24 protein-coding genes are annotated in these 25,037 nt (G+C 61.3%); 5 read left to right on the plus strand and 19 right to left on the minus strand.

Annotated elements, in window-relative coordinates; all coding sequences use genetic code 11:
* The first annotated feature begins 52 nt into the window (after nt 1-52).
* Entirely contained in the window at nt 53-901 is an 849-nt protein-coding gene (locus BLU39_RS18385; RefSeq protein ID WP_092715546.1) for a posphoenolpyruvate synthetase regulatory kinase/phosphorylase PpsR, read from the plus strand.
* A 37-nt stretch (nt 902-938) separates the two neighbouring features.
* On the opposite strand, the gene BLU39_RS18390 is transcribed toward BLU39_RS18385, so the two are convergent.
* From BLU39_RS18390 to rpsB, 17 genes are all read right to left on the minus strand, one after another.
* On the minus strand, nt 939-2,156 hold the full coding sequence (locus BLU39_RS18390; protein ID WP_092715548.1) for an aminotransferase class V-fold PLP-dependent enzyme: 1,218 nt from the start codon (nt 2,154-2,156) through the stop codon (nt 939-941).
* Between the two features lie 11 nt (nt 2,157-2,167).
* A complete protein-coding gene (locus tag BLU39_RS18395) occupies nt 2,168-2,953 on the minus strand; it encodes a TrmH family RNA methyltransferase (RefSeq protein WP_092715551.1) in 786 nt (261 codons plus the stop codon).
* On the minus strand, nt 2,950-3,588 hold the full coding sequence (gene rnhB / locus BLU39_RS18400; protein ID WP_070304017.1) for a ribonuclease HII: 639 nt from the start codon (nt 3,586-3,588) through the stop codon (nt 2,950-2,952). Before rnhB ends, BLU39_RS18395 begins: the two co-directional genes overlap by 4 nt.
* 37 nt (nt 3,589-3,625) lie before the next feature.
* Entirely contained in the window at nt 3,626-4,801 is a 1,176-nt protein-coding gene (lpxB, locus tag BLU39_RS18405; protein ID WP_092715553.1) for a lipid-A-disaccharide synthase, read from the minus strand.
* Nucleotides 4,785-5,576 (minus strand): acyl-ACP--UDP-N-acetylglucosamine O-acyltransferase, encoded by a 792-nt coding sequence (lpxA, locus tag BLU39_RS18410; protein WP_092715555.1) that lies wholly within the window; start codon nt 5,574-5,576, stop codon nt 4,785-4,787. Before lpxA ends, lpxB begins: the two co-directional genes overlap by 17 nt.
* A 1-nt stretch (nt 5,577) precedes the next feature.
* Nucleotides 5,578-6,072, minus strand: a complete 495-nt coding sequence (fabZ, locus tag BLU39_RS18415) for a 3-hydroxyacyl-ACP dehydratase FabZ (RefSeq protein WP_092715557.1) — start codon at nt 6,070-6,072, stop codon at nt 5,578-5,580.
* Nucleotides 6,069-7,124, minus strand: coding sequence for a UDP-3-O-(3-hydroxymyristoyl)glucosamine N-acyltransferase (gene lpxD, locus BLU39_RS18420; RefSeq protein ID WP_092715559.1), 1,056 nt, complete (start codon nt 7,122-7,124; stop codon nt 6,069-6,071). Before lpxD ends, fabZ begins: the two co-directional genes overlap by 4 nt.
* 164 nt (nt 7,125-7,288) lie before the next feature.
* Nucleotides 7,289-7,807, minus strand: a complete 519-nt coding sequence (locus BLU39_RS18425) for an OmpH/Skp family outer membrane protein (protein ID WP_046684967.1) — start codon at nt 7,805-7,807, stop codon at nt 7,289-7,291.
* A 52-nt stretch (nt 7,808-7,859) separates the two neighbouring features.
* On the minus strand, nt 7,860-10,196 hold the full coding sequence (gene bamA, locus BLU39_RS18430) for an outer membrane protein assembly factor BamA (RefSeq protein ID WP_092715561.1): 2,337 nt from the start codon (nt 10,194-10,196) through the stop codon (nt 7,860-7,862).
* Nucleotides 10,197-10,279: 83 nt separating this feature from the next.
* Nucleotides 10,280-11,641, minus strand: a complete 1,362-nt coding sequence (gene rseP, locus BLU39_RS18435; protein WP_092715563.1) for an RIP metalloprotease RseP — start codon at nt 11,639-11,641, stop codon at nt 10,280-10,282.
* A complete protein-coding gene (gene ispC, locus BLU39_RS18440) occupies nt 11,638-12,822 on the minus strand; it encodes a 1-deoxy-D-xylulose-5-phosphate reductoisomerase (RefSeq protein ID WP_092715565.1) in 1,185 nt (394 codons plus the stop codon). Before ispC ends, rseP begins: the two co-directional genes overlap by 4 nt.
* Before the next feature lie 8 nt (nt 12,823-12,830).
* Complete coding sequence (locus BLU39_RS18445) at nt 12,831-13,664, minus strand: phosphatidate cytidylyltransferase (protein WP_092715567.1); 834 nt, start codon at nt 13,662-13,664, stop codon at nt 12,831-12,833.
* Entirely contained in the window at nt 13,664-14,431 is a 768-nt protein-coding gene (uppS, locus tag BLU39_RS18450) for a polyprenyl diphosphate synthase (RefSeq protein WP_092715569.1), read from the minus strand. The genes BLU39_RS18445 and uppS overlap by 1 nt, the downstream gene beginning before the upstream one ends.
* A 99-nt stretch (nt 14,432-14,530) precedes the next feature.
* Complete coding sequence (gene frr / locus BLU39_RS18455) at nt 14,531-15,091, minus strand: ribosome recycling factor (RefSeq protein ID WP_092715571.1); 561 nt, start codon at nt 15,089-15,091, stop codon at nt 14,531-14,533.
* A gap of 176 nt (nt 15,092-15,267) precedes the next feature.
* Nucleotides 15,268-15,984 (minus strand): UMP kinase, encoded by a 717-nt coding sequence (pyrH, locus tag BLU39_RS18460; protein ID WP_092715775.1) that lies wholly within the window; start codon nt 15,982-15,984, stop codon nt 15,268-15,270.
* Between the two features lie 148 nt (nt 15,985-16,132).
* Entirely contained in the window at nt 16,133-17,044 is a 912-nt protein-coding gene (tsf, locus tag BLU39_RS18465) for a translation elongation factor Ts (RefSeq protein WP_092715573.1), read from the minus strand.
* A gap of 158 nt (nt 17,045-17,202) precedes the next feature.
* On the minus strand, nt 17,203-17,955 hold the full coding sequence (gene rpsB / locus BLU39_RS18470; protein WP_086145236.1) for a 30S ribosomal protein S2: 753 nt from the start codon (nt 17,953-17,955) through the stop codon (nt 17,203-17,205).
* 400 nt (nt 17,956-18,355) lie between these two features.
* Here rpsB and map point away from each other — a divergent pair, with 400 nt between their 5' ends.
* The 4 genes from map (at nt 18,356) to BLU39_RS18490 (ending at nt 23,493) form a co-directional block, all read left to right on the plus strand.
* Nucleotides 18,356-19,168 carry a type I methionyl aminopeptidase gene (map, locus tag BLU39_RS18475; protein WP_092715777.1) on the plus strand — a complete coding sequence of 271 codons (813 nt, stop codon included), beginning with the start codon at nt 18,356-18,358 and terminating at the stop codon, nt 19,166-19,168.
* A 47-nt stretch (nt 19,169-19,215) separates the two neighbouring features.
* Nucleotides 19,216-21,783, plus strand: a complete 2,568-nt coding sequence (locus BLU39_RS18480; RefSeq protein WP_092715575.1) for a [protein-PII] uridylyltransferase — start codon at nt 19,216-19,218, stop codon at nt 21,781-21,783.
* Between the two features lie 43 nt (nt 21,784-21,826).
* Nucleotides 21,827-22,576 carry a pseudouridine synthase gene (locus BLU39_RS18485; protein WP_034752263.1) on the plus strand — a complete coding sequence of 250 codons (750 nt, stop codon included), beginning with the start codon at nt 21,827-21,829 and terminating at the stop codon, nt 22,574-22,576.
* 152 nt (nt 22,577-22,728) lie between these two features.
* Nucleotides 22,729-23,493 carry a flagellar brake protein gene (locus BLU39_RS18490; protein ID WP_092715577.1) on the plus strand — a complete coding sequence of 255 codons (765 nt, stop codon included), beginning with the start codon at nt 22,729-22,731 and terminating at the stop codon, nt 23,491-23,493.
* A 107-nt stretch (nt 23,494-23,600) separates the two neighbouring features.
* On the opposite strand, the gene def is transcribed toward BLU39_RS18490, so the two are convergent.
* Together def and galU are read right to left on the minus strand one after the other, a co-directional pair.
* Nucleotides 23,601-24,137, minus strand: coding sequence for a peptide deformylase (gene def / locus BLU39_RS18495; protein WP_034752265.1), 537 nt, complete (start codon nt 24,135-24,137; stop codon nt 23,601-23,603).
* Nucleotides 24,134-25,027, minus strand: coding sequence for a UTP--glucose-1-phosphate uridylyltransferase GalU (gene galU, locus BLU39_RS18500; protein ID WP_092715579.1), 894 nt, complete (start codon nt 25,025-25,027; stop codon nt 24,134-24,136). The genes def and galU overlap by 4 nt, the downstream gene beginning before the upstream one ends.
* Between the last annotated feature and the right edge of the window lie 10 nt (nt 25,028-25,037).

Raw genomic sequence — 25,037 nt, forward strand, 5'->3', positions numbered from 1 at the left:
TTTTACCTTGTGCGGCGCAAATTGACGACGCACAATCTTGATCCGAAAACCCATGACACAAGATCCACGCCCTCCTCTGCCCTCCGCGGCCCGCACCGTCTTCTTCGTTTCCGACGGCACCGGCATCACCGCCGAGACGTTCGGCCACTCGGTGCTCACGCAATTCGATCTGCGCTTCCGCCAGATCCGCCTGCCCTTCATCGACACCATGGACAAGGCCCATGAGGCGGCGCGCAAGATCAACGAAGCCTTCGCCAGCGACGGCCAGCGTCCGATCATTTTCTCCACCCTGGTGAAGAACGACCTGTCGGCCGTGATCCGCAAGTCCAGCGGCATGCACATGGACCTGATACAGACCTTTGTCGCCCCGCTGGAGCAGGAACTGGGCGTGATGTCCACCCATACCATCGGGCGCTCGCACAACATCGTCGACAGCGAGGAATACAAGAACCGCATCGAGGCGATCAACTATTCGCTGGCGCACGACGATGGCCAGTCGCACAAGAACCTCTCTTCGGCCGATGTCATTCTGGTGGGTGTTTCACGCTCTGGCAAGACCCCGACCAGTCTGTATCTGGCCATGCAATACGGGATCAAGGCGGCCAATTATCCGCTGATTCCCGACGATTTCGAGCGTGACAAGCTGCCATCGGCCCTGCTGGAATTTAAGAATAAAATTTTCGGATTGAGCATTACGCCCGAACGTTTGTCGGAAATACGCAACGAAAGACGCGCCGGAAGCAAGTATGCGGCCATCGAAAATTGCCGTTACGAGGTCAACGAGGCGGAAAAGATGATGAAACGCGAAGGTATCCGCTGGCTGTCGTCGACCACCAAGTCGATCGAGGAGATCTCCACGACCATCCTCCAGGAAATCAAACCGAACCGCCGCGAGTATTGAGAAAAGCGCCTGGCCAGACCTGCTGCGCGTGGTCTAGTCAGGTGTTCGCCAGGCTGGAGTTCACTTCGCTGGAGAGCACCGTCAGCGCGGCCACCAGCTGATCGAGTTCACCGGTGGTGGTCGTGGCGGCCACCGTGGCGCGCACGACATCGGTATCGCCGATATTGCGCTGCACGGTAAATACGCCAAAGCGCTGCAGCAAGGCTTGCTGCAGTTCGCGCGCGCTCATGCCATCGACGGCAAAGGCGACCAGCGCCGTGCCGCGCCTGGCATCGAGCGGAGACAACATGCGCACGCCGGGCAGTTGCGCGGCGCGGCTGACCCAATAGTCGCGCAGCCAGGCCAGGCGTTCATTCTTGGCCGGCGTGCCGCCCAGGCGCGCATGGAAGTCCAGCGCGGCCGGTGCGGCCAGGATGGCGCCGATCGGCGGCATGCCCATGTGCAGGCGGCTGCGGATATCGTCCAGCGGATAGTCATCGTCGCCATAGTGCGGCTCGATCTTGTGCAGCTGCGACGCGCGGATATACACGACACCGAGTCCCGCCGGCGCCCCCAGCCATTTATGCAGGTTGAAACCGGCGAAATCGATGCCCATGGCCTGCACGTCCACGTCGACCTGTCCCAGCGCATGGGCGCTGTCGAGCAGCACGTCGATGCCGTGTTCGCGCGCCAGCGCCATGATCTCATTGAGCGGCAGTTGCTGGCCGTTGGCCGGCGTCACCTGCGACAGCAGCAGCAACTTGGGCTTGACTGCCTGGCGCATGGCTTGCGCGTAGCTGGCGATGATCTCGTCGTCGCCGATGGGCAAGCTCAATTGAACTTGCGTGCTGGTGACGCCGCGGCGCTGCGCCAGCCAGCGCATGGCCGTGCGCATGGCAGGAAAGTCGAGATTACTCCACAGCACCGTATCGCCGGGCGCCAGGCCGTGGTACTGCGTGATCAGCACCTGCATGGACTCGGTGCCGCTGCGGGTCAACAGGATTTCGTGCGGCTGCGCACCGATCAGCGCGGCGACGCGCTGGCGCAGAATGTCCACGTGCGTGCGCGTGAATTCGCCGCGCACGAAGGGACTTAATTGCTCGTTGGTGTAGCGCACGGCCTGTTCGAACGCCGCGTGCACCGGGCTGGCCATGGCGCCGAAATAGCCATGTTCGAGATTGACGATGGCGTCAGGCGGCGCGGGATAAAACGCGGCGACCTGGCGCCACCAGGCCTCGTCACGTACGGCACCATCGGCAAGCGGAGGAAAAGACATGGTTACCCCGTTCAGGACTGGCCCTGGCGCAGCTGCTCGAAGAAGCAGACGGCGGCGCAGGCGGCCACGTTCAGCGATTCGATCTGGCCCAGGTGGGGAATGACCACCTGGTGCGTGGCCATCGACAATAAATCGTCGGCCACGCCCTGCCCTTCATGGCCGAACAGCCAGGCGACGGGCTGGCGCAGGTCGACGTCGTACAACCGCTTCGTGGCGTAGCCGCTGGTGGCCAGGGTCGCCACCTTGGCCTCCGAGACCAACGCCGCCAGGTCGACGTTTTCAAAGATATCGAGCACGAAGTGCGCGCCCATCGCCGCGCGCAGCACCTTCGGCGACCAGCAGAAGGCCGTGCCGGCGCTGCAGTAGACCTGCGTGATGCCGGCGGCGGCCGCGCTGCGCAAAATCGACCCCACGTTGCCCGGGTCTTGCAGGTTATCGAGCAGCACGGCCGACACGCTCAGCGGCTGCGTGACGGCCCGTTCCGGCGTCTCGATGAGGAACATTACGCCCACGCCGTGTTCGACCTGGCTCACCGCGTGGTACAGCGCGTCGGGCAAGCCCAGTACGTGCGCGCGCTGGCTTTCCAGCTGGCCGACGATGTCCGCCACTTCCGGGTTCTGCAAGGCGCTTTCGCTGACGATGCACTGTTCCGGCATGCCCCGCAGCTGCAGGTACGACTGGCACAGATGCACGCCGTCGAGCAAGGTGCGGCCCGACTTGCGGCGCGCCTGCGAACTGCCCGCCAGTTTCAGCAAATCCTTGTATTGCGCATTGTCGCGCGAAGTGATCGTCTTCATGCCGCCACCTCCTGTCCGCCAAACAGGGCGATCACGTTGCGCACGGGCGCGAACGAGCGCCGGTGCACGGGCGAGGCGCCGTGCAGGTGCAATCGCTCGAGGTGCAGCTTGGTGCCATAGCCCTTGTGCTGGTCGAAGCAGTATTCGGGATAGGCCGCATGCAGGTGCACGAGGGCCGCGTCGCGCGCCGTCTTGGCCAGGATCGAGGCGGCGGAAATCGAATCGACCTTGTCGTCGCCACCGACGATGGCCATGCCGCGTATCGGCATCACAGGACAGCGGTTGCCGTCGATCAGGGCCAGGGTCGGCACGGTCGCCAAAGCCTCGACGGCGCGGCGCATGGCCAGCATCGACGCCTGCAGGATGTTCAGGCGGTCGATCTCTTCTTCCGACGCTTCGGCGATGGCCCAGGCCAGGGCCTTGGCCTTGATCTGCGGCGCCAGCAAATCGCGTTTCGCTTCGCTGAGTTTTTTCGAATCGCGCAAGCCGTCGATCGGCTGGTTCGGGTCGAGGATCACGGCGGCGGCGAACACGGGGCCGGCCAGCGGACCGCGGCCTGCCTCGTCGACGCCGCAGATGATTTCATCGAGCGAGAATGGCAAGTCGTCAAACAGGCCGGGATAGATATTTTTCACGTTGAATCTTTGGTAGGAACTGCGATTGAAACGGTGCTTACTTGCGGTTGGCGGCGATGACCTGCATGACGGCATTCGCGCTTTCCTGCGCGCTGTCGCGCAGCAGGCTGTGATGCATGTCCGTGAAGCGCTGCACCAGGCGCAAACGGCCCGGCACGTCGCTCAGCTGCTGCCACATCGCTTCGGCCAGCGCTTCCGGGCTGGCCGCGTTCTGCAGCAGTTCGGGCACCAGGTAGTCGCGCGCCAGGATATTGGGCAGGCCGATCCACGGCTGGTAGCCCATGTGGCGCATGATTTCCCACGATGCGCGCATCATCTTGTAGGCGATGACCATCGGCTTCTTGTACAGCGCCACTTCCAGCGACGCCGTGCCTGACGCCACCAGCACCGCATCGGCGGCGCAGATGGCCGTGTGCGAGCCGCCGTCCGTGAGCAGTATCTCGACGTCCTTCAGGCCCGCTTCCGCGATCAATTGCAGGAAGTACTGGCGCTGTTTTTCGCCGGCCATGGGCGCGACGAAACGCAGCGAGCGGTCGCGCGCCAGCAGCAGCTTGCAGGCGCCGACAAAGGCCGCCGTATTGTATTTGAGTTCGCCCATGCGGCTGCCCGGCATCAGGGTCACCACATTGGCATCCTCGGGCAAGCCCAGGGTGCGGCGCGCGGCCGCTTCGTCGGGCTGCAGGGGGATCATTTCGGCCAGCGGATGGCCGACATAGGTGACGGGCACGCCCGCCTTGCGGTAGATTTCTTCCTCGAACGGGAAGATCACCAGCATGTGCGAGACGGCCTTGATGATTTTCTTGATGCGCCCGCCGCGCCAGGCCCATATCTGCGGCCCGATGTAGTGCACGGTGGGGATGCCGCCTTCCTTGAGCTGCTGTTCCAGTCCCAGGTTAAAACCCGGATAGTCGGCGCCGATGAAGACGGCGGGACGCTCGGCCAGCAGCCGGTCGCGCAGCGCGTTCTGGATGCCCTTGATCTCGCGGTAGCGGGGAATGATCTCGAACAGGCCGCGCACGGTCAGCTTCTCGAGCGGCCAGTCGGACACAAACCCGTGTTTTGCCATGTGCTCGCCGCCGATGCCATGGAAGCGCGCGCCGGGCAGCTGCGGCACGAGGCCGGACAGCAGCCGGCTGGCCAGCAAGTCGCCCGACACCTCGCCGGCGACGATGGCGACCGACAGGTCGCTGGAATGGTCAGCGGACGATGCCACGCGAGGCCACGCCAAGGAATTCACGCATGGCGCGAATGTGTTGCGCCACCTCGGGCGACGATGCCGCTTCTTCTTCAAACAGGGCTGCCTTGGATTCTTCTAGGGTCAGTCCCGAGCGGTAGATGAGTTTATACGCGGTACGGATGCCGTTGATCTGCTCGCGCGTAAAGCCGCGGCGTTTCAAGCCTTCGATATTGACGCCATGCGCCTGCGCCGGATTGCCGTTCAGGAGCACGAAAGGCGGCACGTCCTGCGTCAGGCTGGTGCTCATGCCGACAAAGGCGTGTGCGCCGATCTTGCAGAACTGGTGCACGTTGGCGAAGCCGCTCATGATGACCCAGTCGCCGATCTCCACGTGGCCCGCCATCTGGGCATTGTTCGAAAAGATGGTGTTGTTGCCCACCAGGCAGTCGTGCGCCAGGTGCACGTACGCCGAGATCCAGTTGTCATTGCCCAGGCGCGTGACGCCGCCGCCCTGCACGGTGCCCGTGTTGAAGGTGCAAAATTCGCGGATCGTGTTGCGGTCGCCGATTTCCAGGCGCGTCGCCTCGCCCGCCCATTTTTTATCCTGCGGCTGTGCGCCGATGGAAGAAAACTGGAACAGGTGGTTGTCGCTGCCGATCGTCGTGTGGCCGTCGATGACCACGTGCGGGCCAACCTTGGTGCCGGCGCCGATGCGCACGTGCGGACCGATGATGGTGTACGGACCCACCTCGACCGAGCTGTCGAGCTCGGCCTTCGGATCGATGACTGCCGTGGAGTGGATGGCCGCCATGTTACTGCCCCGCTGGATGGCTCGCAGATTGGCTCGCATCCTGGGCGCTGCGGATGGTGCACATCAGTTCCGCTTCCACCGCCAGCTTGCCGTCGACCGTACCGACGGCCTTGTATTTCCAGATGCCACGCGATACGCGCAGGATTTCCACGTCCATCTTCAGCTGGTCGCCCGGCTCGACTGGACGCTTGAAGCGTGCATTGTCGATGCCGACAAAGTACACGACCGAATTTTCATCCGGTTTCACGCCCATCGACAGGAACGACAACAAGGCCGCCGTCTGCGCCAGCGCTTCGATCATCAGCACGCCGGGCATGACCGGCTTGTGCGGGAAATGGCCCTGGAAGAACTCTTCGTTGACCGTCACGTTCTTGATGGCGGTGATGGTTTTATCGGCTTCCCAGTCCAGCACGCGGTCGACCAGCAGCAGCGGGTAGCGATGCGGCAGCAGCGATTTGATGGCGAGGATGTCGAGGGTCTTTTTTTCAGTAGTCATTTTTCGTCTTGCGTGGTCAGTGTTTTAATTGTTTTTTCAAGCGCGCGGATCTTCTCGCGCATGCTTGACAGGTTGCGCACGATGGCGGCGCTCTTTTCCCAGTCGGCGTTCTTGGCCAGCGGATAAAAACCCGTGTACTGGCCCGGCTCCGCGATCGAACGCGAGACCATGCTGCCCGAGCCCACATGGACGCGGTCGGCGATGGTCAGATGGCCCAGCACCATGGCGGCGCCGCCAAAGGTGCAGTACTTGCCGATGATGGCGCTGCCGGCCACGCCGACGCAGCCGGCCATGGCCGTGTGCGCGCCGATGTGGCAGTTGTGGCCGATCTGGATCTGGTTATCGAGCTTGACGCCATCTTCGATGATGGTGTCGGCCAGCGCGCCGCGGTCGATGGTGGTGTTGGCGCCGATGTCGACATCGTCACCGATCACCACCCTGCCCGTCTGCGGAATCTTGATATATACGCCGCCTTCGTTGGCGAAGCCGAATCCGTCGGTGCCGATCACGGCGCCCGAATGGATGATGCCGCGCTGGCCGATCACGCAGCGCGCGTGGAAGGTCACGTTGGCGAACAGTTGGGTGCCGGCGCCGATGACGGCATCGCGGCCAATCACGCAACCAGGCCCGATGACGCAGCCGGCACCAATCACGGCGCCCGCTTCGATCACGGCGCGCGGCCCGACCGAGGCAGTGGCGTCGACCTGCGCGCCATCATCGACGATGGCGCTGGCGTGGATACCCACGGGCGCCTTGATCTCGGCCAGGGCGGCGAAATACTGCGCCGCGCGCGCGAAATACACATAGGGATTCGGGGTGACGATGCGCGCGCCTGCGTAGTCGCCGCCGATCAACGCGTCGTCGGCCGGCGTGAGTATCAGCGCGGCGGCGCCGCTCTGGGCCGCCTGTGCGCGGAATTTGCTATTGCTGAGAAAGCTGATGTGCGAAGCGCCGGCGTCGGCCAGCGGCGCGATCCCTGAAACTTCCAGGTTCGGATCGCCCGCCAACTGTCCGCCGAAGCGTTCGACCAATTCACCTAGTCGAGTGCCCATCGATATACCCTTATAAAAACGCCTGACTATGCCTACTGCGCGGCGCGATTTGCGGTATCCGATGCTCACTGCCTCGGGCGGCCCCGTACATTCGCACAGATCCGCTTCTCAACCACAACTCACATCCGCTCGCTACGGCACTGTCAGGCTTAAAACCGTTGCTGTTACTTGTCCAGCGCCTTCAAGACCTTGTCGGTAATGTCGATGCGCGGGCTGGCCCACAGGGCTTCCTGCAGCACGATGTCATATCCCTCGATATGCGCCATCTGCTGGATGATGGTGTTGGCTTTTTCCGCGATGGCGCTGCGCTCTTCGTTCGTGCGCTGGCTCAGGTCTTCACGGAATTCGCGCTGGCGGCGTTGCAGTTCCTTGTCCAGCTCGAAAAACTCGCGCTGGCGCTTGGCGCGCTCCGCCTCGCTCAGGGTCGGCATGTCCTTTTCCAGCGCTTCGTTGGCCACCTTGAAGCGGGCAGCCAGTTCCTGCACGGCTTTTTCCCGCGAGCGGAACTCTTCGGCCAGCTTGGCGCTGGCCAGCTTGGCCAGCCTCGATTCGTTATAAATACGTTCGCTGCTGATCCAGGCGATCTTCGACTCCTGAGCCTGCGCCTGCACCGGCAACAGCGAACTCCAGCACAATGCGATCACGGCAAGGGTCTTGGGCAGGGTAGCGGATGCGGTGTTCATGATACTCCATGGTCAAAAAGTGAAAGCTGTCGCCCCGGTTCAGAGGGTCCGGTCAGAAACCGGTACCCATCTGGAACTGGAAGCGCTCCAGGCGGTCCGTCGGCTTGGCGTTCAGCGGCTTGGCGTAGCTCAGCTTGAGCGGGCCCACCGGTGAAATCCAGCTGATGCCCAAGCCAGCAGAATAGCGCAATTGCGAGATCCGCATTTTTTCGCCTTCCTGGTAGACCTGGCCGCCGTCGAGGAAACCGAACCAGCGCAAGCTGCGGTCATTGCCCGAACCGGGGAATGGCATCTGCAGTTCCGCGTTACCGATCAGGCGCGAAGCGCCGCCCAGGGCATCGTTGGTGCTCGGTTCGACCGCGCCCAGCGAGGAACTCAGGTAGCCGCGCACCGAACCGATACCGCCGCCGTAGAAGTTCTTGAAGACCGGATACACGTGCTTGCCGATGCCGTGACCGTAATCGATCTCGCCCTTCAGCGCCAGGGTGACCTTGCTGAACAGCGGACGGAAATACTGGTGCTCATAAATGGCACGGAAGTATTTCTGGTCGCCGATCAGGTCAGCCTCCAGGTTGACGCGCTGGTAGCGGCCGATCGATGGCGTCAGGGCGCTGTCGCGGCTGTCGCGCTGCCATGCCGCCGTCAGCGGGATGGAATTCGTCGTGGCCGAACCGATACCATCGGACGGGCCGCCATTGTCGATCACGTACTGTTTGAAGCGGATCGGGCTGGTGATGTCGGTTTCGATGCGCGAACGCTCGGCGCCGATACCGAAGAAGACGGTGTCGACTTCCGAGAACGGCACGCCGAAACTGACGCGGCCACCGGTCTGCTTGATCTTGTAGCTGCCGATGTTCAGCGCCGGCGGTTCCGTCGTACGCAGGTAGACTTCAAAGCTGCGCGAAATGCCATCGTCCGTGAAATACGGATTGGTCTGCGAAAACGCGATCGTGCGGCTGTAATGGCTGGTATTGAGTTCGATGCCGACCGTATTGCCGCTACCGGCGAAGTTGGCTTGCGAAATCGATGCCGACAGGGTGAACTTCTCCGATTGCGAGAACGCGCCGCCGATCAGGAAGTTACCGGTTGGCTTTTCCACCACCGTCACGTTGACGTCCACCTGGTCGGTCGTGCCCTGCGCTTCCGGCGTGTCGATGGTCACGTCCTTGAAGTAGCCGAGGCGGTCGACACGGTCGCGCGACAGCTTGATCTTGTTGCTGTCGTACCAGGACGATTCGAACTGGCGGAATTCGCGGCGGATGACTTCATCGCGCGTGGTGGTATTGCCGGCGATATTCATGTGGCGCACGTACACGCGCTTGCCCGGATCGATGAAGAAGGTGAAGCCCACTTCATGCTTTTCGCGGTTGATCTCGGGATTCGCGTTGACGTTGGCGAACGCATAGCCGAACGTGGCCAGGCGGTCCTGAATGCGCTTGTTGGTCGCCGTCAGGCGCGCGCCCGAGTAGATGTCGCCTTCGCGCATCAGGTTCAGCGCTTTGAGTTCTTCTTCGCGGCCGAACATCTCGCCTTCGAACTTGGTGCCGGCGATCTTGTACTTCTCGCCTTCGGTGATGTTGATCGTCAGGTAGATATCTTTTTTATCGGGCGTGATCGACACTTGCGTCGAGTCGACCTGCATCTCGATATAGCCGCGGTCCAGGTAATAGGACTTGAGCGCCTCGATGTCGCCCGTCAGCTTGGTCTTCGAATACTGGTCGGCCTTGGTGTACCAGCTGAACCAGCCGCCCGTGTTCAGGGCCAGCTGTTCGCGCAGTTCCTTGTCGCTGAACGCCTTGTTGCCGACGATGTTGATCTGCTTGATGCGGGCCACGTCGCCCTCGTCGACGGCGAACACCACGTTGACGCGGTTGCGCTCGATCGGCGTGACGGTGGTGGTGATCTTCACGCCGTACAGGCCATGCGACAGGTACTGGCGCTTGAGTTCCTGTTCCGCGCGGTCGACGGAGGCCTTGTCGAAAATCTTGGCTTCGCCGACGCCGATTTCCTTGAGTGCCTTGACCAGCACGTCTTTTTCAAATTCCTTGGTACCGGTAAATTCCACGCTCGCGATGGCCGGACGTTCCTCGACCAGCACCACCAGCACGTCGCCATCGGCTTCCAGGCGCACATCCTTGAACATGCCCGTCGCATACAGGGCCTTGATGGCGGCAACGCTCTTCTCGTCCGAGAACGTTTCGCCGACGCGCACAGGCAGGTAGGCAAACACGGTGCCCGCTTCAGTACGCTGGATCCCTTCGACCCGGATATCCTTGACAGTAAATGGCTGGACGGCCAGGGCATGGCCGGAACAGAAGGCCATGACGGCGGCGCCGATCAGGCTGCGGCGAAAGGAAGGCAAGGCAAAACGAGCAGAATGTAATTTCATTGGGGTTATTCAATGGGTAAATCAATGGACAACATACACAAAAGATTGCTTGTGCGACTCACGCAATGGCATCAACCACCGCCCTAATTCAGCAATCGCAACACGTCATTAAAGACGGCAAGCACCATCAAGGTCAGCAACAAACCGATCCCCAGGCGCTGGGCAATCTCGCCTACGCGCTCCGGCAAGGGGCGTCCGGTCAAAACTTCCAGCGAATAATACAGCAAATGCCCGCCATCCAGAACAGGAATGGGTAGCAAATTCATCACGCCCAGACTGATACTGATGAAGGCAATGAAGCTCAGGTAGCTTACCAGGCCGATGCGCGCCGTCTGGCCCGCGTAATCGGCAATGGTAATCGGTCCCGTCACATTCTTCAGCGACACCTGGCCGGTGATCATTTTGCCCAGCATTTTCAGGCTCATGACACTGGTATCCCAGACCTTGGCAGACGCCTTGCCCACGGCAGAGAACGGTCCCGATGCCACGGTGATCATATCCGGCACCTGTCCCAGCTTTGCCTGTATCTTACCAACTGTTACAGCTCCCTCCGCCCCGGCGCCCGGCACGGCGTCCGGCGTTATGGACAGGGTCAGGCCCTGGCCCTGGCGCAGGAGCTGCAATTGCAAGGTCTTGCCCGGCGCCTGGCTCAGGGTGGCGATGACGGCCGCCACGTCGTGCACGGGCTGTTCGTCGATGGCGAGGATCTGGTCGTTCTTCTGCAGGCCGGCGCGCGCGGCGGCGCCATCGGGCATGATTTCCATCAGCGTGGGCGCGGAACGGGCCAGGGTCAGGCCCAGCTTGCCCAGCACGTCGCCTTCCAGGTCCGCTTCCGTCAGGCTGGCCGTCGGCAAGGTCGCTTCCTGCTGGCCACGGTCGGGCCGGCGCACTTCGATGCGCGCCGGCTGCTTGTCGAGAGTCGCCTGGATCAATTCCCAGCGCAGCTCGGACCAGCTGGACACGGCCTTGCCATTGACGGCTTCAACCGTGTCGCCGCTGCGCAAGCCCGCCATGTAGGCTGGCGTCTGCTCGGCAACGGGGCCGAGTTTACTCGACGGCTCTTCGATGCCATGCATGAACAAGCCCGCGTACAGCACGATGGCGACGAGAAAATTGGCCAGCGGGCCGGCGGCCACGATGGCGATGCGGCGCCACACGCTCTGGCGCGTGAATTCGCGGCGCAATTCGCTTTCCGGCAAGCCGCTGAGGTCTTGTGCGCGGCTGTCGAGCATGCTCACATAGCCGCCCAGCGGCAGCGCGGAAATCGCCCATTCCGTCTGATCCTTGCCGAATTTGCGCGAATACACCACTTTTCCCATGCCGATCGAGAAACGCAGCACTTTCACGCCGCACCAGCGCGCCACCAGATAGTGGCCCAGTTCGTGCAAGGTAATCAGTGAACCGAGCGCGACGATAAAGGCCAATAAAGTGGTGATGAGCGTCATGCAGCCAGCCTTTGGGCGATATACGCTTGCGCGGCCGCCCTGGCCAGGCGGTCCTGCTCCAGCACGGCTTCGATGCTCGATGCGGCGCCATGCGGCACCGTCTCGATCACGTGGGCGATGACCCGGTCGATCTGGCGGAAGCCGATCCGTTCGTCAAGAAATGCCTGCACGGCCACTTCATTGGCCGCGTTCAGCAGGGCCGGCGCCGTGCCGCCCGCGCGCAAGGCGTCAAACGCCAGCGCCAGGCAAGGGAAACGGCGGAAATCGGGACGCTCGAACTGCAGGGTCGCCACTTGCGCCAGGTCCAGCTGCGCCACGCCGGAAGCGATGCGCTGCGGATACGCCAGCGCATGGGCGATGGGCGTGCGCATGTCCGGATTGCCCAGCTGGGCCAGCACGGAACCGTCGATGTACGACACCATCGAATGGATCACGCTTTGCGGATGGATCAGCACTTCGATCTGGTCGGCTGGCGCACCGAACAGCCAGTGCGCCTCGATCACTTCCAGGCCCTTGTTCATCATGGTGGCCGAATCGACGGAAATCTTGCGGCCCATGGCCCAGGTCGGATGCTTGCACGCCTGGTCCGGCGTAACCGCGTCGAGCGTCTCGACGTCGCGCGTGAGGAAGGGGCCGCCGGATGCCGTCAGCACGATTTTCGCCACGCCCGCGGCGCCAGGCACGCGGCCATGGGCGTGCGGCATGCATTGGAAAATGGCGTTGTGTTCGCTGTCGATCGGCAGCAGCACGGCGCCGTTGTCATGCACGGCATCGATGAACAGCTGGCCGGACATGACCAGCGCTTCTTTATTGGCCAGCAATACTTTCTTGCCAGCACGCGCCGCCGCCAGGGTAGGCGCCAGGCCGGCCGCACCGACGATGGCCGCCATCACGCCCGTCACTTGCGGCGCGCTGGCGATGGCGCACAGGGCCTCCACGCCGTACTCGACTTGCGTATCGACGCCCTGCCCGCGCAGCAAGCGCGTCAGTTCAAGGGCGGCGTCCGCCGTGCCGACGACGGCGCGCCGGGGACGGAACTGCAGGCACTGGGCAGCCAGTTCGGCTACGCGGCTGTGCGCGCTCAGCGCATACACGCTGTATTGCTCGGGATGACGCGCGAGCACGTCCAGGGTGGACACGCCGATCGAGCCGGTCGCGCCAAGGATGGTGATGTATTGCATGAGTTTCCTTAAAGCCAGCTGGCCACGAGGGCGGCAAATGGCAGGACCGGGATCAAGGCATCGATACGGTCAAGTACGCCGCCATGGCCAGGCAGCAGGCTGCTGCTGTCCTTGATGCCGGCGCGGCGCTTCAATTGGGATTCGAACAGGTCGCCGACGATGCTAGCGGCAACGACCAGCAACAGCACCAGCAAGGCCACGAGCCAGCCGCGGCGCAATTGCAGCTGCACGGCGAAGGTGTCTTGCAAGACCGGCAGCGATGGCGCGGCCACGATGGTGATGGCGGAAATGAGCAGCACGGCGATGCCGCCGCCGATGGCGCCTTCCCAAGATTTACCTGGAGAAATACTTGGCGCCAGCTTGCGCTTGCCGAAAGCCTTGCCCGAGAAATAGGCGCCGATATCGGCGATCCACACGAGAGCCATGACGGACAGCAGGTACAAAGGGCTATGCAGGAACAGGGCGATGATGGCAACGAAGCAGCCGACGATGGTCACCGGGTACACCAGGCTGAGCAAGGTATTGCCCAGGCCTTCGGTGGGCGGCAAACCCGTCGCCAGCGAGGGCACGAAGCGGATCAGCCAGATGGCCACGCACAGGGCGAACCAGAAATTGAGCTGCGCCATGCCGTTACCGACAAAGAACGTATAGGCGAAGGCGGCAGTCCAGACGGCGGCGATCGGCAGCGCCTGGCGATTTTTGAAGATGCGGAAGCTTTCCCATACGGCGGCGCCGAAGAACGCCGTGGCGATCACGGCGAAGGCGGGGAAATAATTCAGATACAGAACCGGCAGCAAGACCGCCAGAAGGACCAGGGCGGTGATTATCCGTGTTTTCAGCATCAGTTTGTCTTTTCAGTTAATTGCGCGCTGGTACGGCCAAAGCGCCGTTCGCGCTGCTGGTAAGACGCGATTGCCGCGTCGAGGCACTCGTCATTGAAGTCGGGCCAGAAAGTCTCGGTAAAAAACAGCTCGGTGTACGCCAGTTGCCACAGCAGGAAATTGGAAATGCGCTGCTCGCCGCCCGTGCGGATGAACAGGTCGGGCTCGGGCGCGTAGGCCATGGCCAGGTGCGGCGCCAGTTGCTCTTCCGTGTAGGCGTGAGCGGCAGGCTGGCCATCGGCGGCAGCCTCGGCCGTCATTTTGTTGACTGCTTGCATGATGTCCCAGCGGCCACCGTAATTGGCGCAGATGGACACCGTCAGGCGCGTATTGTTGGCCGTCTTGCGCTCCGCGTTGGCGATCAGCGTCTGCAGCTGCTCGTTGAACCGCGACAGGTCGCCCACGACCTTCAGGCGGATATCGTTCGCATGCATCTTGACCACTTCGCGTTCCAGCATCGTGACGAACAGGCGCATCAGCATCGACACTTCTTCTTCCGGGCGGCGCCAGTTTTCCGAACTGAAGGCAAACAGGGTCAGGTATTCAACGCCCCGATCGAGACAGGTCTCGACGACACGGCGCACGGCGTCCGCGCCCTTGACGTGGCCAGCCACGCGCGGCAGGACGCGCTTGGTTGCCCAGCGGCCATTGCCATCCATAATGATTGCCACATGGCGCGGCACCGTGCCCACCTCAGGTACTGCCGTTGTCGAACTCGAATAGATCATGAAAACACGAATACCAAAAATAAAAGATAACTATTATGCGCCAAATAGCACTGCCCGGAAAAGCCATGCTTTCCCGGGCAGCGTCAAAAGCACTGAAAACTAGACCGTCAGCACTTCTTTTTCTTTGTCGACAACCATCTTGTCGATGTCGGCAATAAACTTGTCCGTCAGCTTCTGCACTTCTTCCGACGAGCGGCGCTCGTCGTCCTCGGAGCAGGCTTTTTCCTTGACCAGTTTCTTCAGCGACTCATTCGCATCGCGGCGAATGTTACGCACGGCAATCTTCGCGTCTTCCGCTTCGCTCTTGACCAGCTTGACCATTTCCTTGCGGCGCTCTTCCGTCAGCGGCGGCGTCGGAACGCGGATCAGGTCACCCTGTGCCGATGGGTTCAAGCCCAGATCGGCGTCGCGGATGGCTTTTTCGATGGTCGAAGCCATCTTCTTTTCGTACGGCTGCACACCGATGGTGCGCGCGTCAATCAGGGTCACGTTGGCGACCTGGGTCAGCGCCGTCGGCGAACCGTAGTATTCGACCATCACGTGATCCAGGATACCCGTATGGGCGCGGCCGGTACGCACTTTGGCCAGGTCGGCCCGCAGTGTTTCCAGCGATTTCGTCATACGTTCCTGGGCGTTCTTTTTAACGTCAGCTAAGGACATGCTGCTCTCCTGTGGTGGCGCCTGTCAAAACCTGCTGCGCGTCGGCATAGGCGGCCTGCGATGCTCACCGTACCTCGGTACGGTTGCGCCTCTCGGCCACCTCTCCCTTCCGCTCGCGACGGTTTTGTCAGGCGCTGTTAATGATAATAAATCTTGAAATGACTACCAATACTAATTTAGACGTGGACCAGCGTGCCTTCATCTTCGCCCATGATGACGCGCATCAGCGCGCCTGGCTTGGTGATCGAAAACACCTTGATCGGCAGTTTCTGGTCGCGGCACAGGGCGAATGCCGTGGCATCCATCACTTGCAGGTGCTTGGCGATGGCGTCGTCGAACGTGATCGTGTTGAACAGAGTGGCGTTCGGATCCTTCTTCGGATCGGCCGTGTAGACGCCGTCGACCTTGGTGGCCTTCAGGACGATCTCGGCGCTGATCTCGGAACCGCGCAGGGCCGCTGCCGTGTCGGTGGTGAAGAACGGGTTGCCGGTACCGGCGGCGAAGACGACCACTTTACCTTCTTCCAGGTATTGCAGGGCTTTCGGGCGGACGTACGGCTCGACCACTTGTTCGATGCCGATGGCCGACATGACGCGCGCCGTGATACCGACGTGACGCATGGCGTCAGCCAGGGCCAGTGCATTCATCACGGTGGCGAGCATGCCCATGTAGTCGGCGGTGGCACGGTCCATGCCTTGCGCGCCGGGCGCGACGCCGCGGAAGATATTGCCGCCGCCAATCACGATTGCCAGTTCCACACCCAACTTTGCCACCTCGGCCACATCGGCCACCATGCGCTCGATCGTGGCGCGGTTGATGCCGTAGGGATCATCGCCCATCAGGGCTTCGCCGGACAACTTGAGGAGGACGCGCTTGTAGGCTGGTTTTGACATGAGCTGGGGCTCCATAAATGAGGTTATTCGAGTATGACATGGCACAACGCCTTGCAGCGCCGGATAGGCGGGAGGAAGCTGCCCATGCCGCCGCCCGGCACGACGGGTGCGGGCGGGCCAAAAAAACGGGCCTCTCGGCCCGCTTTACTTACGCTCCCTGGGAGGCAGCCATCTGTGCTGCGACTTCTGCTGCGAAGTCGTCTTGCTTCTTCTCAATGCCCTCGCCCACTACGTACATGGCGAAACCTTTGACGGTGGTGTTAGCCGCCTTCAGCATTTGCTCAACCGACAGCTTGTCGTTTTTCACGAAAGCCTGGTTCAGCAGGGACACTTCTTTCAGATACTTCTGTACGGAACCTTCCAGGCGCTTGGCCAGGATTTCCGGCGATTGCGCTGGCTTGCCTTCGGCGGCCGCTTTGGCTGCGTCTTCTTCGGCTTTCAGTTGTGCAACCGAACGCTCTTTTTCGATCAGTTCCGCTGGAACTTCGTTCGACGACAGCGACACTGGCTTCATTGCAGCGATGTGCATGGCCACGTCTTTGCCCACTTGCTCATCGGCGCCGTCGAATTCGACGATCACGCCAATGCGCGAGCCGTGCAGGTACGATGCCAGCTTGGCGCTGGTTTCGAAACGCTGGAAGCGGCGGATGGTCATGTTTTCGCCGATTTTGCCGATCAGGGCGGCGCGCACGTCTTCCAGGGTCTTGCCATCGAGTGGCAGGGCCAGCAGGGCAGCGACGTCAGCCGGGTTGTGTTCCGCTACCAGACGGGCAGCGTTGTTGGCCAGTGCCAGGAAATCGTCGTTTTTCGCAACGAAGTCGGTTTCCGAGTTCACTTCGACCAGGGCGCCTACGCCGTTGGCGATGTAGGTTGCCACGACGCCTTCAGCGGTGATGCGTGCCGATGCTTTCGATGCCTTGCCGCCCAGTTTGACGCGCAGGATCTCTTCCGCACGCGCCATGTCGCCATCGGCTTCGGTCAGTGCTTTTTTGCATTCCATCATTGGTGCGTCGGTTTTGCCGCGCAATTCGCCTACCATCGCTGCTGTAATCGCTGCCATGTGTTTCTCCTGATTCGGTGAGTCGATAGTCGCGGCCGGGCATGCATGCCTCGCCAGCGGTCACTATCGTTTTTTTGTTAAAAAAAAGGGGGAGCTGCTGCCACCCCTTTTCCCTTACTGCTGTGCTTACAAACGGCTATCCTGCGATAGCCTGGCCATTAAGCCTGTTCGTTTACTTCGACGAATTCGTCGCCAGCGGCTGCTTTAACCATTTCAACAACTTCGTTACCGGCAGCTGCACGGCCTTCGATGATTGCGTCAGCAACACCGCGAGCGTACAACATGATGGCTTTCGAGGAGTCATCGTTACCTGGGATCACGAAGTTCACGCCTTCTGGGGAGTGGTTGGTATCGACAACGCCGATGACCGGGATACCCAGTTTGGCCGCTTCGGTGATCGCGCCTTTGTGGTAGCCGACGTCGACGACGAAGATTGCGTCAGGAACGCCGCCCATGTCCTTGATGCCGCCGATCGATTTTTGCAGCTTGATCATTTCGCGGGAGAACATCAGCGCTTCTTTTTTCGACAGCTTCTCGATCGAACCGTCTTCGACCATCGCTTCCATGTCCTTCAGGCGCTTGATCGAGGTTTTGATCGTTTTGAAGTTGGTCAGCATGCCGCCCAACCAACGTTGATCAACGAAAGGCACGCCAGCGCGTTGTGCTTCAGCAGCGATGATTTCGCGAGCTTGACGCTTGGTGCCAACCATCAGGATGGTGCCACGGTTTGCAGCCAGTTGACGCACGTGCTTCATTGCGTCCTGGTACATCGCCATGGTTTTTTCCAGGTTGATGATGTGGATCTTGTTGCGATGGCCGAAGATGAACGGTGCCATTTTTGGATTCCAAAAACGGGTTTGGTGACCAAAGTGGACACCGGCTTCCAGCATTTCGCGCATTGTTACGGACATTATTAACTCCAGGGTTGGGTCTGGAATCCGATCAGTCACCATACAGGCACCCTTGTCGACCGGATTCGCGTGTTTATATAAATTAAAGACACTGTTTTACTGCATTGCTTAAAAGAGAATTCAAGCAACCCGGGATTCTACACTGAAATGCCTGCGGCATCAAGTCCGCGCTGCAAATCGCGTGCCTGACGGAAAGGCCCGACGCACCATGCTGGTGCAAGCTGTGGCGTCATCGCCCATTCGTCCGCGTTCCACCGACAAATCCCTGCCCTGCCATAGGAAGGACGCGGCGGATTGAGGGCGCCTCGTTTATAATTTCGACATATTTGCAGACTTTTTCCCATTTAGCAGGAATCGTCTGTGCTTTTCACCTGAATTCTTGCAGATTGCGAATCACACCATGTCCACCATCCGTATCAATACCGCCGCCGACATCGAAGGCATGCGCGTTGCCGGCAAGCTCGGCGCCGAAGTACTCGACTACATCACCCCCTTCGTCAAGGTCGGCGTCACGACGGGCGAACTGGACCGCCTGTGCCATGAATACATGGTCAACGTGCAAGGCACCATCCCTGCCCCGCTCAACTATTGCCCGCCCGGCTATACGCCATACCCGAAAGCCATCTGCACGTCCGTCAACGACGTCATCTGCCATGGCATTCCCGGCGACAAGGTGCTGAAAAGCGGCGACTCCGTCAACCTCGACATCACCGTCATCAAGGATGGCTACCACGGCGACAACAGCCGCATGTTCCTCGTCGGCACGCCCACCATCCTGGCCAAGCGCCTGTCGGAAATCACCTATGAATGCATGTGGCTGGGCATAGACCAGATCAAGCCGGGCGCCCACCTGGGCGATATCGGCCATGCCATCCAGCAGCATGCTGAAAAGGCCGGCTACAGCGTGGTGCGCGAATTCTGCGGTCACGGCATCGGCAAGGTCTTCCATGAAGAACCGCAGGTATTGCACTACGGCAAACCAGGCACCCTCGAGCGCCTGGAAGCGGGCATGATTTTCACCGTCGAACCGATGATCAACTCGGGCCGCCGCGAAATCCGCGAAATGAACGATGGCTGGACCATCAAGACCAAGGACCGCAGCCTGTCGGCGCAATGGGAACACACGGTGCTGGTCACGGAGACAGGCTATGAAGTGCTGACCGTCTCGCCCGGCATGCCGCCGCCGCCGGCCTTTATCACCAGCAAAGCCTGATCCATACTGCCTGACCCCACCCGACCCACCGCCACCCCAGGGCCCAGATGAAAAAGCAAGTTCGGGAACAGCTGAAACAGCAACTGAAAGCCGACCGCCAGGTCGTCATTGCGGCCTTCCAGGCCGACGGCAAGCCTGAAAAACTGCTGCGCAGCCTGCGCCACAGCGTCGATGGCGTGCTGGCGCGCGCGTGGCAGGAAGCGGGCTTGCCGCCCGGTACGGCGCTGGTGGGCGTGGGCGGCTATGGCCGGGGCGAACTGTTTCCGTATTCCGACGTCGACCTGCTGATCCTGCTGCAACAGGCGCCGGACGCCGCCACGCAGGAAAAGCTCGAGGAACTGGTGCAACTGCTGTGGGACCTGGGCCTGGAAATCGGCCACAGCATCCGCACCGTCGACGAGTGCCTGGTCGAATCGAAAGCCGACATCACCGTGCAGACGAGCTTGCTCGAAGCGCGCCTCGTGTGCGGCAATGCGGACCTGTTCGCGCAACTGCAGCAGCGCTATGACGCGGCCATGGACCCGCAGGCTTTCTTCCAGGCAAAAACGGCGGAAATGCGCCAGCGCCACGCCAAGTACGAAGACACGGCCTTCAGCCTGGAACCGAATTGCAAGGAAAGCCCGGGCGGCCTGCGCGACTTGCAGGTCATCCTGTGGGTGGCCAAGGCGGCCGGCTTGGCGAACTCGTGGCGCACCCTGGCCACGGGCGGCCTGATCACCCTGACGGAAGCGCGCCAGCTGATGGAAAAGGAGCGCGCCTTCAAGGATATTCGCGTGCGCCTGCACCTGCATGCGGGACGGCGCGAAGACCGCCTCGTGTTCGACGTGCAGACGGCCATCGCCGAATCGCTGGGCCTGCAAGCGACGGGCAGCGGGCCGCACATGCGCCGCGCCAGCGAATTTCTCATGCAGCGCTACTACTGGGCCGCCAAGACGGTGACCCAGCTCAACACCATTTTGCTGCAAAACATCGAGGCACGGCTGTTTCCGCAAGACGACGTGGCCGTACCCATCAACGAACGCTTCAATGAAGTCAACAGCCTGATCGACATCAGCGCCGACGATACCTTCGAACAATACCCGTCGGCCATGCTGGAAGTGTTCGTGCTGATGACGGAACGTCCGGCCCTGAAGGGCATGACGTCGCGCGCCACGCGGGCCCTGTGGCACGCGCGCTTCAAGATCGACGCCGCCTTCCGCCAGGATCCCGTCAACCGCGCCCTGTTCCTGCGCATCATGCAGGCGCCGGTCGGCATCATCCATGCGCTGCGGCGCATGAACGAAATGAGCATCCTGGGGCGCTACCTGCCAAATTTCCGCCGCATCGTGGGCCAGATGCAGCACGACCTGTTCCACGTGTACACGGTCGACCAGCACATTCTGATGGTGGTGCGCAATATGCGCCGCTTCACCATGAGCGAACATGCGCACGAATACCCGTTCTGCAGCCAGCTGATGGCCGACTTCTCGCAGTCGTGGCTGCTGTACGTGGCGGCCCTGTTCCACGACATCGCCAAGGGCCGCGGCGGCGACCATTCGAAGCTCGGTGTGACCGACGCCACCCAGTTCTGCCAGGACCACGGCCTGTCACAAGAAGATACGGAACTCGTGGCTTTCTTGGTGGAAAATCACCTGACCATGTCACAAGTGGCGCAAAAGCAGGATTTGTCCGATCCCGACGTCATTGCCGCGTTTGCGAAAGTGGTCAAGGACGAGCGCCACCTGACGGGCTTGTACCTGCTGACGGTGGCCGACATCCGCGGCACCAGCCCGAAAGTGTGGAATGCCTGGAAGGGCAAGCTGCTGGAAGACCTGTACAAGATCACCCTGCGCGTGCTGGGCGGCGAGCCGCACACGGCCGACCGCGAGCTGAAAAACCGCCAGCAGGAAGCGCTGGCCACCCTGCGCCTGTACGGCTTGCCGCCCGATGCCCACCTGAAACTGTGGCAACAGCTGGACGTGGCGTATTTCCTGCGCCATGACGCGTCCGACATCGCCTGGCAGACGCGCTCGCTGTATGATAAGCTTGACAGCAAGTTGCCGGTGGTAAAATGCCGGCTGGCGCCCATCGGCGAAGGCTTGCAGGTAGCCGTGTACATTCCCGACCAGCCCGACCTGTTCGCACGCATCTGCAGCTATTTCGACCGCAAGAATTTCAGCATCCTCGACGCAAAGATCCACACGACGAAAAACGGCTATGCGCTCGATACCTTCCTCGTCACCGAGCAGAACTTCGCCAAGAGCTACCGCGACATCATCAGCCTGATCGAGCATGAGCTGGGCGAACTGCTGCAATCGCAAACGCCGCTGCCGCCGCCGGGCAAGGGGCGGCTGTCGCGCCTGTCGCGCACTTTCCCCTTCCAGCCGACCGTCGACTTGCGGCCCGACGAAAAGGGCCAGTATTACTTGCTGTCGGTGGCCGCCAACGACCGCACGGGCCTGCTGTATGCGATCGCCAACGTGCTGACCAAGTACCGCATCAACTTGCACACGGCCAAGATCATGACCCTGGGCGAGCGGGTCGAAGACGTCTTCCTCGTCGATGGTCCCGCGCTCAACAATGCCCGCAACCAGATATTGCTGGAAACCGATTTACTCGATGCGCTGAAGGTGTGATGACCTCCCGCGCAGCGCCTACCCTTACTGAAACTGAAACAACATGACCGAAGAATTATTACGCTTGTCCAAACGCATGTCCGAACTGGGCCTGTGCTCGCGCCGCGAAGCCGATGAATGGATCGCCCGCGGCTGGGTCCGCGTGGATGGCAAGGTGGTGTCCGAGCTGGGCAGCAAGGTCTACCCGAGCCAGAGAGTCACCGTGGAACGCCAGGCCGCGGCCGAGCAATCGAAACGCGTTACCGTGCTGATCAACAAGCCCGTCGGCTACGTCAGCGGCCAGGCCGAAGATGGCTACACGCCCGCCGTGGCACTGATCAAGGCGGAAAACCGCTGGGCGGAAGACCGCAGCCCGGAACAGTTCCACCCGACCCAGCTGCGCAGCCTGGTGGCGGCCGGCCGCCTCGATATCGATTCCGTCGGCTTGCTGGTCCTGACGCAGGACGGCCGCGTGGCCAAGCAGCTGATCGGCCACGATACCGATATCGACAAGGAATACCTGGTGCGCGTGAGCTACACCAAGGGCGGCACCCTGCCCGACAGCGAGCTGAAAAAGCTCAACCACGGCCTGTGGCTCGACGGCAAGCCGTTGTTGCCGGCCAAGGTGCGCTGGCAAAATGAAGATCAGCTGAGCTTTACCCTGCGCGAAGGCAAGAAACGCCAGATCCGCCGCATGTGCGAAGCCGTGGGCCTGAAAGTGCTGGGACTGAAACGCGTGCGCATCGGCAAGGTCAAGCTGGGCGACTTGCCGACCGGTCAATGGCGCTACTTGAGCGCGGACGAACAATTCTAGGCGGCGGCGTCAAGCAGGCATGCTGTCAGGCATGCCTGGCCACATAAGCAACAGGAATCTAGTGATATAAAAACAATTATTGTGATTTACTTAGTAAATATTGCTTTAAACCTATACACTATTCCCCATCAGAACAAAAGAGATACGCTGTCGTGAACGATCCCATCCCCAATCCCCTGCGCAAGGGCGCGCCCAGCCTGGCCGACGTGGCCGAGCCGATGGCGCCCGGCACCAAGCCGCACCACATGAGCGATCCGTGGGATATCGGCGAAACCCTGTGCAGCCTGGCTGACAACGGCGACGCCATTTCCATCTACCCGGCGGGCGGCGAAGACGTCATCCTGGCGCGCATCCTGTCCGTCGACGACGACTTGCCGCAATTCGTGCTGGAACTCAATGAAGGCGCGACCCTGCCCGAAGGCGGCGCCACGTTTGTGTCGTGGGTGCAAAGCGCCAAGCTGCAATTTACCATCAATGGCGAATGGCAAGCGTATCCCGACCGTCCCAACGTCTACCTGGCGAATTTCCCCAGTCATTGCCTGGTGCTGGAACGGCGCGAATCGGCACGCCTGGAGACCCCGCTGGGCGTGTACTACCTGGCCGCCTTTGTGCTCGAGGGGCGTCCGTATGAATTGCAGCTGTATGATTTCTCGGCCGGCGGCATCGGCATGCGCGCCCATCCGCGCGACACGATAGGCCTGTACGTGGGACGCAAATTGTCGCGCGTGCGCCTGGAACTGGGGCCGAACAAGGTCATGATCGCCGACCTGGAAATCCGCCTGTCGCGCACCTTCCGGTCCTTCCTGCTGGGCGAGCAGGTGCAGATCGGCTGCCGCTTCCTGAGCCTGACGGATGCCATGCAGGATGAATTGAAGAACTTGCTCGATAACCTGGGCAGCAACCGCAAGGTGCGCTAGGTTTGCCGCGCATATAAAAACCGCAATACTGGGGTCAGACCCTCAACGCCGGCAACACAAAGCTCTGCGCTAACGCATCCGGGGGTCTGACCCCGGATGTCAACTGATTAATCGTCGTCGTTGGGATCGAGATCCGGAAACATGACCTCGGTATAACCGAACTGCGTGAAGTCAACGATGCGCATCGGATACAAAATGCCATGTAAATGATCCACTTCATGCTGCACCACGCGAGCATGGAAGCCATCGCAGTCGCGGCTGATGGGCTGGCCGAACTGGTCGACGCCTTCATAGTGCAGCTCGCTCCAGCGCGGTACGCTGCCGCGCAAGCCGGGCACGGACAAACAGCCCTCAAAACCCTCTTCCTTGCGCTCCGACAAAGGCGTCAGCACGGGATTGATCAACACGGTTTCCGGCACTTGCGGCGCATCGGGATAACGCAGATTCTGCTTGAAGCCGTAGATCACCAGCTGCAGGTTGACGCCGATCTGCGGCGCCGCCAGGCCCGCGCCATTAGCCGCATGCATGGTATCGAACATGTCGGCGATCAAGGCATGCAATTCGGGCGTATCGAATTCGCGCACGGGCTCGGCCATCCGCAGCAGGCGCGGATCACCCATCTTGAGGATTTCACGTACGGTCATTTTGCTTCCAGTGCCGATTGCAGTTCTTGCAGATAAGCGCGGAAGGCCGCGCCCGTTTCCGGATGTTTCATGCCCATTGCCGTCGTTGCCTTCAGATAGCCAAGCTTGGAGCCGCAATCATAACGCTGCCCCTTGTAACGGTAGGCCAGCACGCGCTCTTCGCGCATCAGGGCGGCGATGCCGTCCGTCAGCTGGATCTCGCCGCCGGCGCCCGTACCGATGTTTTCCAGGTGCTCGAAAATGCGGCTGGTCAGCACATAGCGGCCCACCACGGCCAGGGTCGATGGCGCCTCTTCGGGCACGGGCTTTTCCACGATGGCCGAGACCAGTTCCAGGTCGCGCTGATAATTCTTTGCCGATACGATACCGTACTGCTTGGTTTCCGCGCGCGGTACGTCCTGCACCGCCAGCAGCGAGCAATTTTCATACTGGAAGACATCGGTCATCTGCGCCAGCACGGGGCGCACGCCCTCTTCCACATCCATGAAATCGTCGGCCAGCAAGACGGCGAACGGCTCGTCACCGATCACGGGACGGGCGCACAGCACGGCATGCCCCAGGCCCAGCGGCGCCGACTGGCGTATGTAAATGCAGTTGATGTGCTTGGGAATGACGTTTTGCACCATCTCGAGCAACTGGCGCTTACCCGCCGCTTCCAGTTCCGACTCGAGCTCATAGGCCGTATCGAAATGGTCTTCGATAGCGCGCTTGTTGCGGCCCGTGATGAAGATCATTTCCGTAATACCCGCCGCCACGGCCTCTTCCACCGCGTATTGGATCAATGGCTTGTCGACGATGGGCAACATTTCCTTCGGTTGCGCCTTGGTCGCAGGCAAGAAACGGCTGCCCAGGCCGGCGACGGGAAAGACTGCTTTTCTGATTTTTTTCATGGGCCTTCTG

This window comes from Janthinobacterium sp. OK676, from assembly GCF_900103595.1.
GTDB lineage: Bacteria > Pseudomonadota > Gammaproteobacteria > Burkholderiales > Burkholderiaceae_D > Janthinobacterium.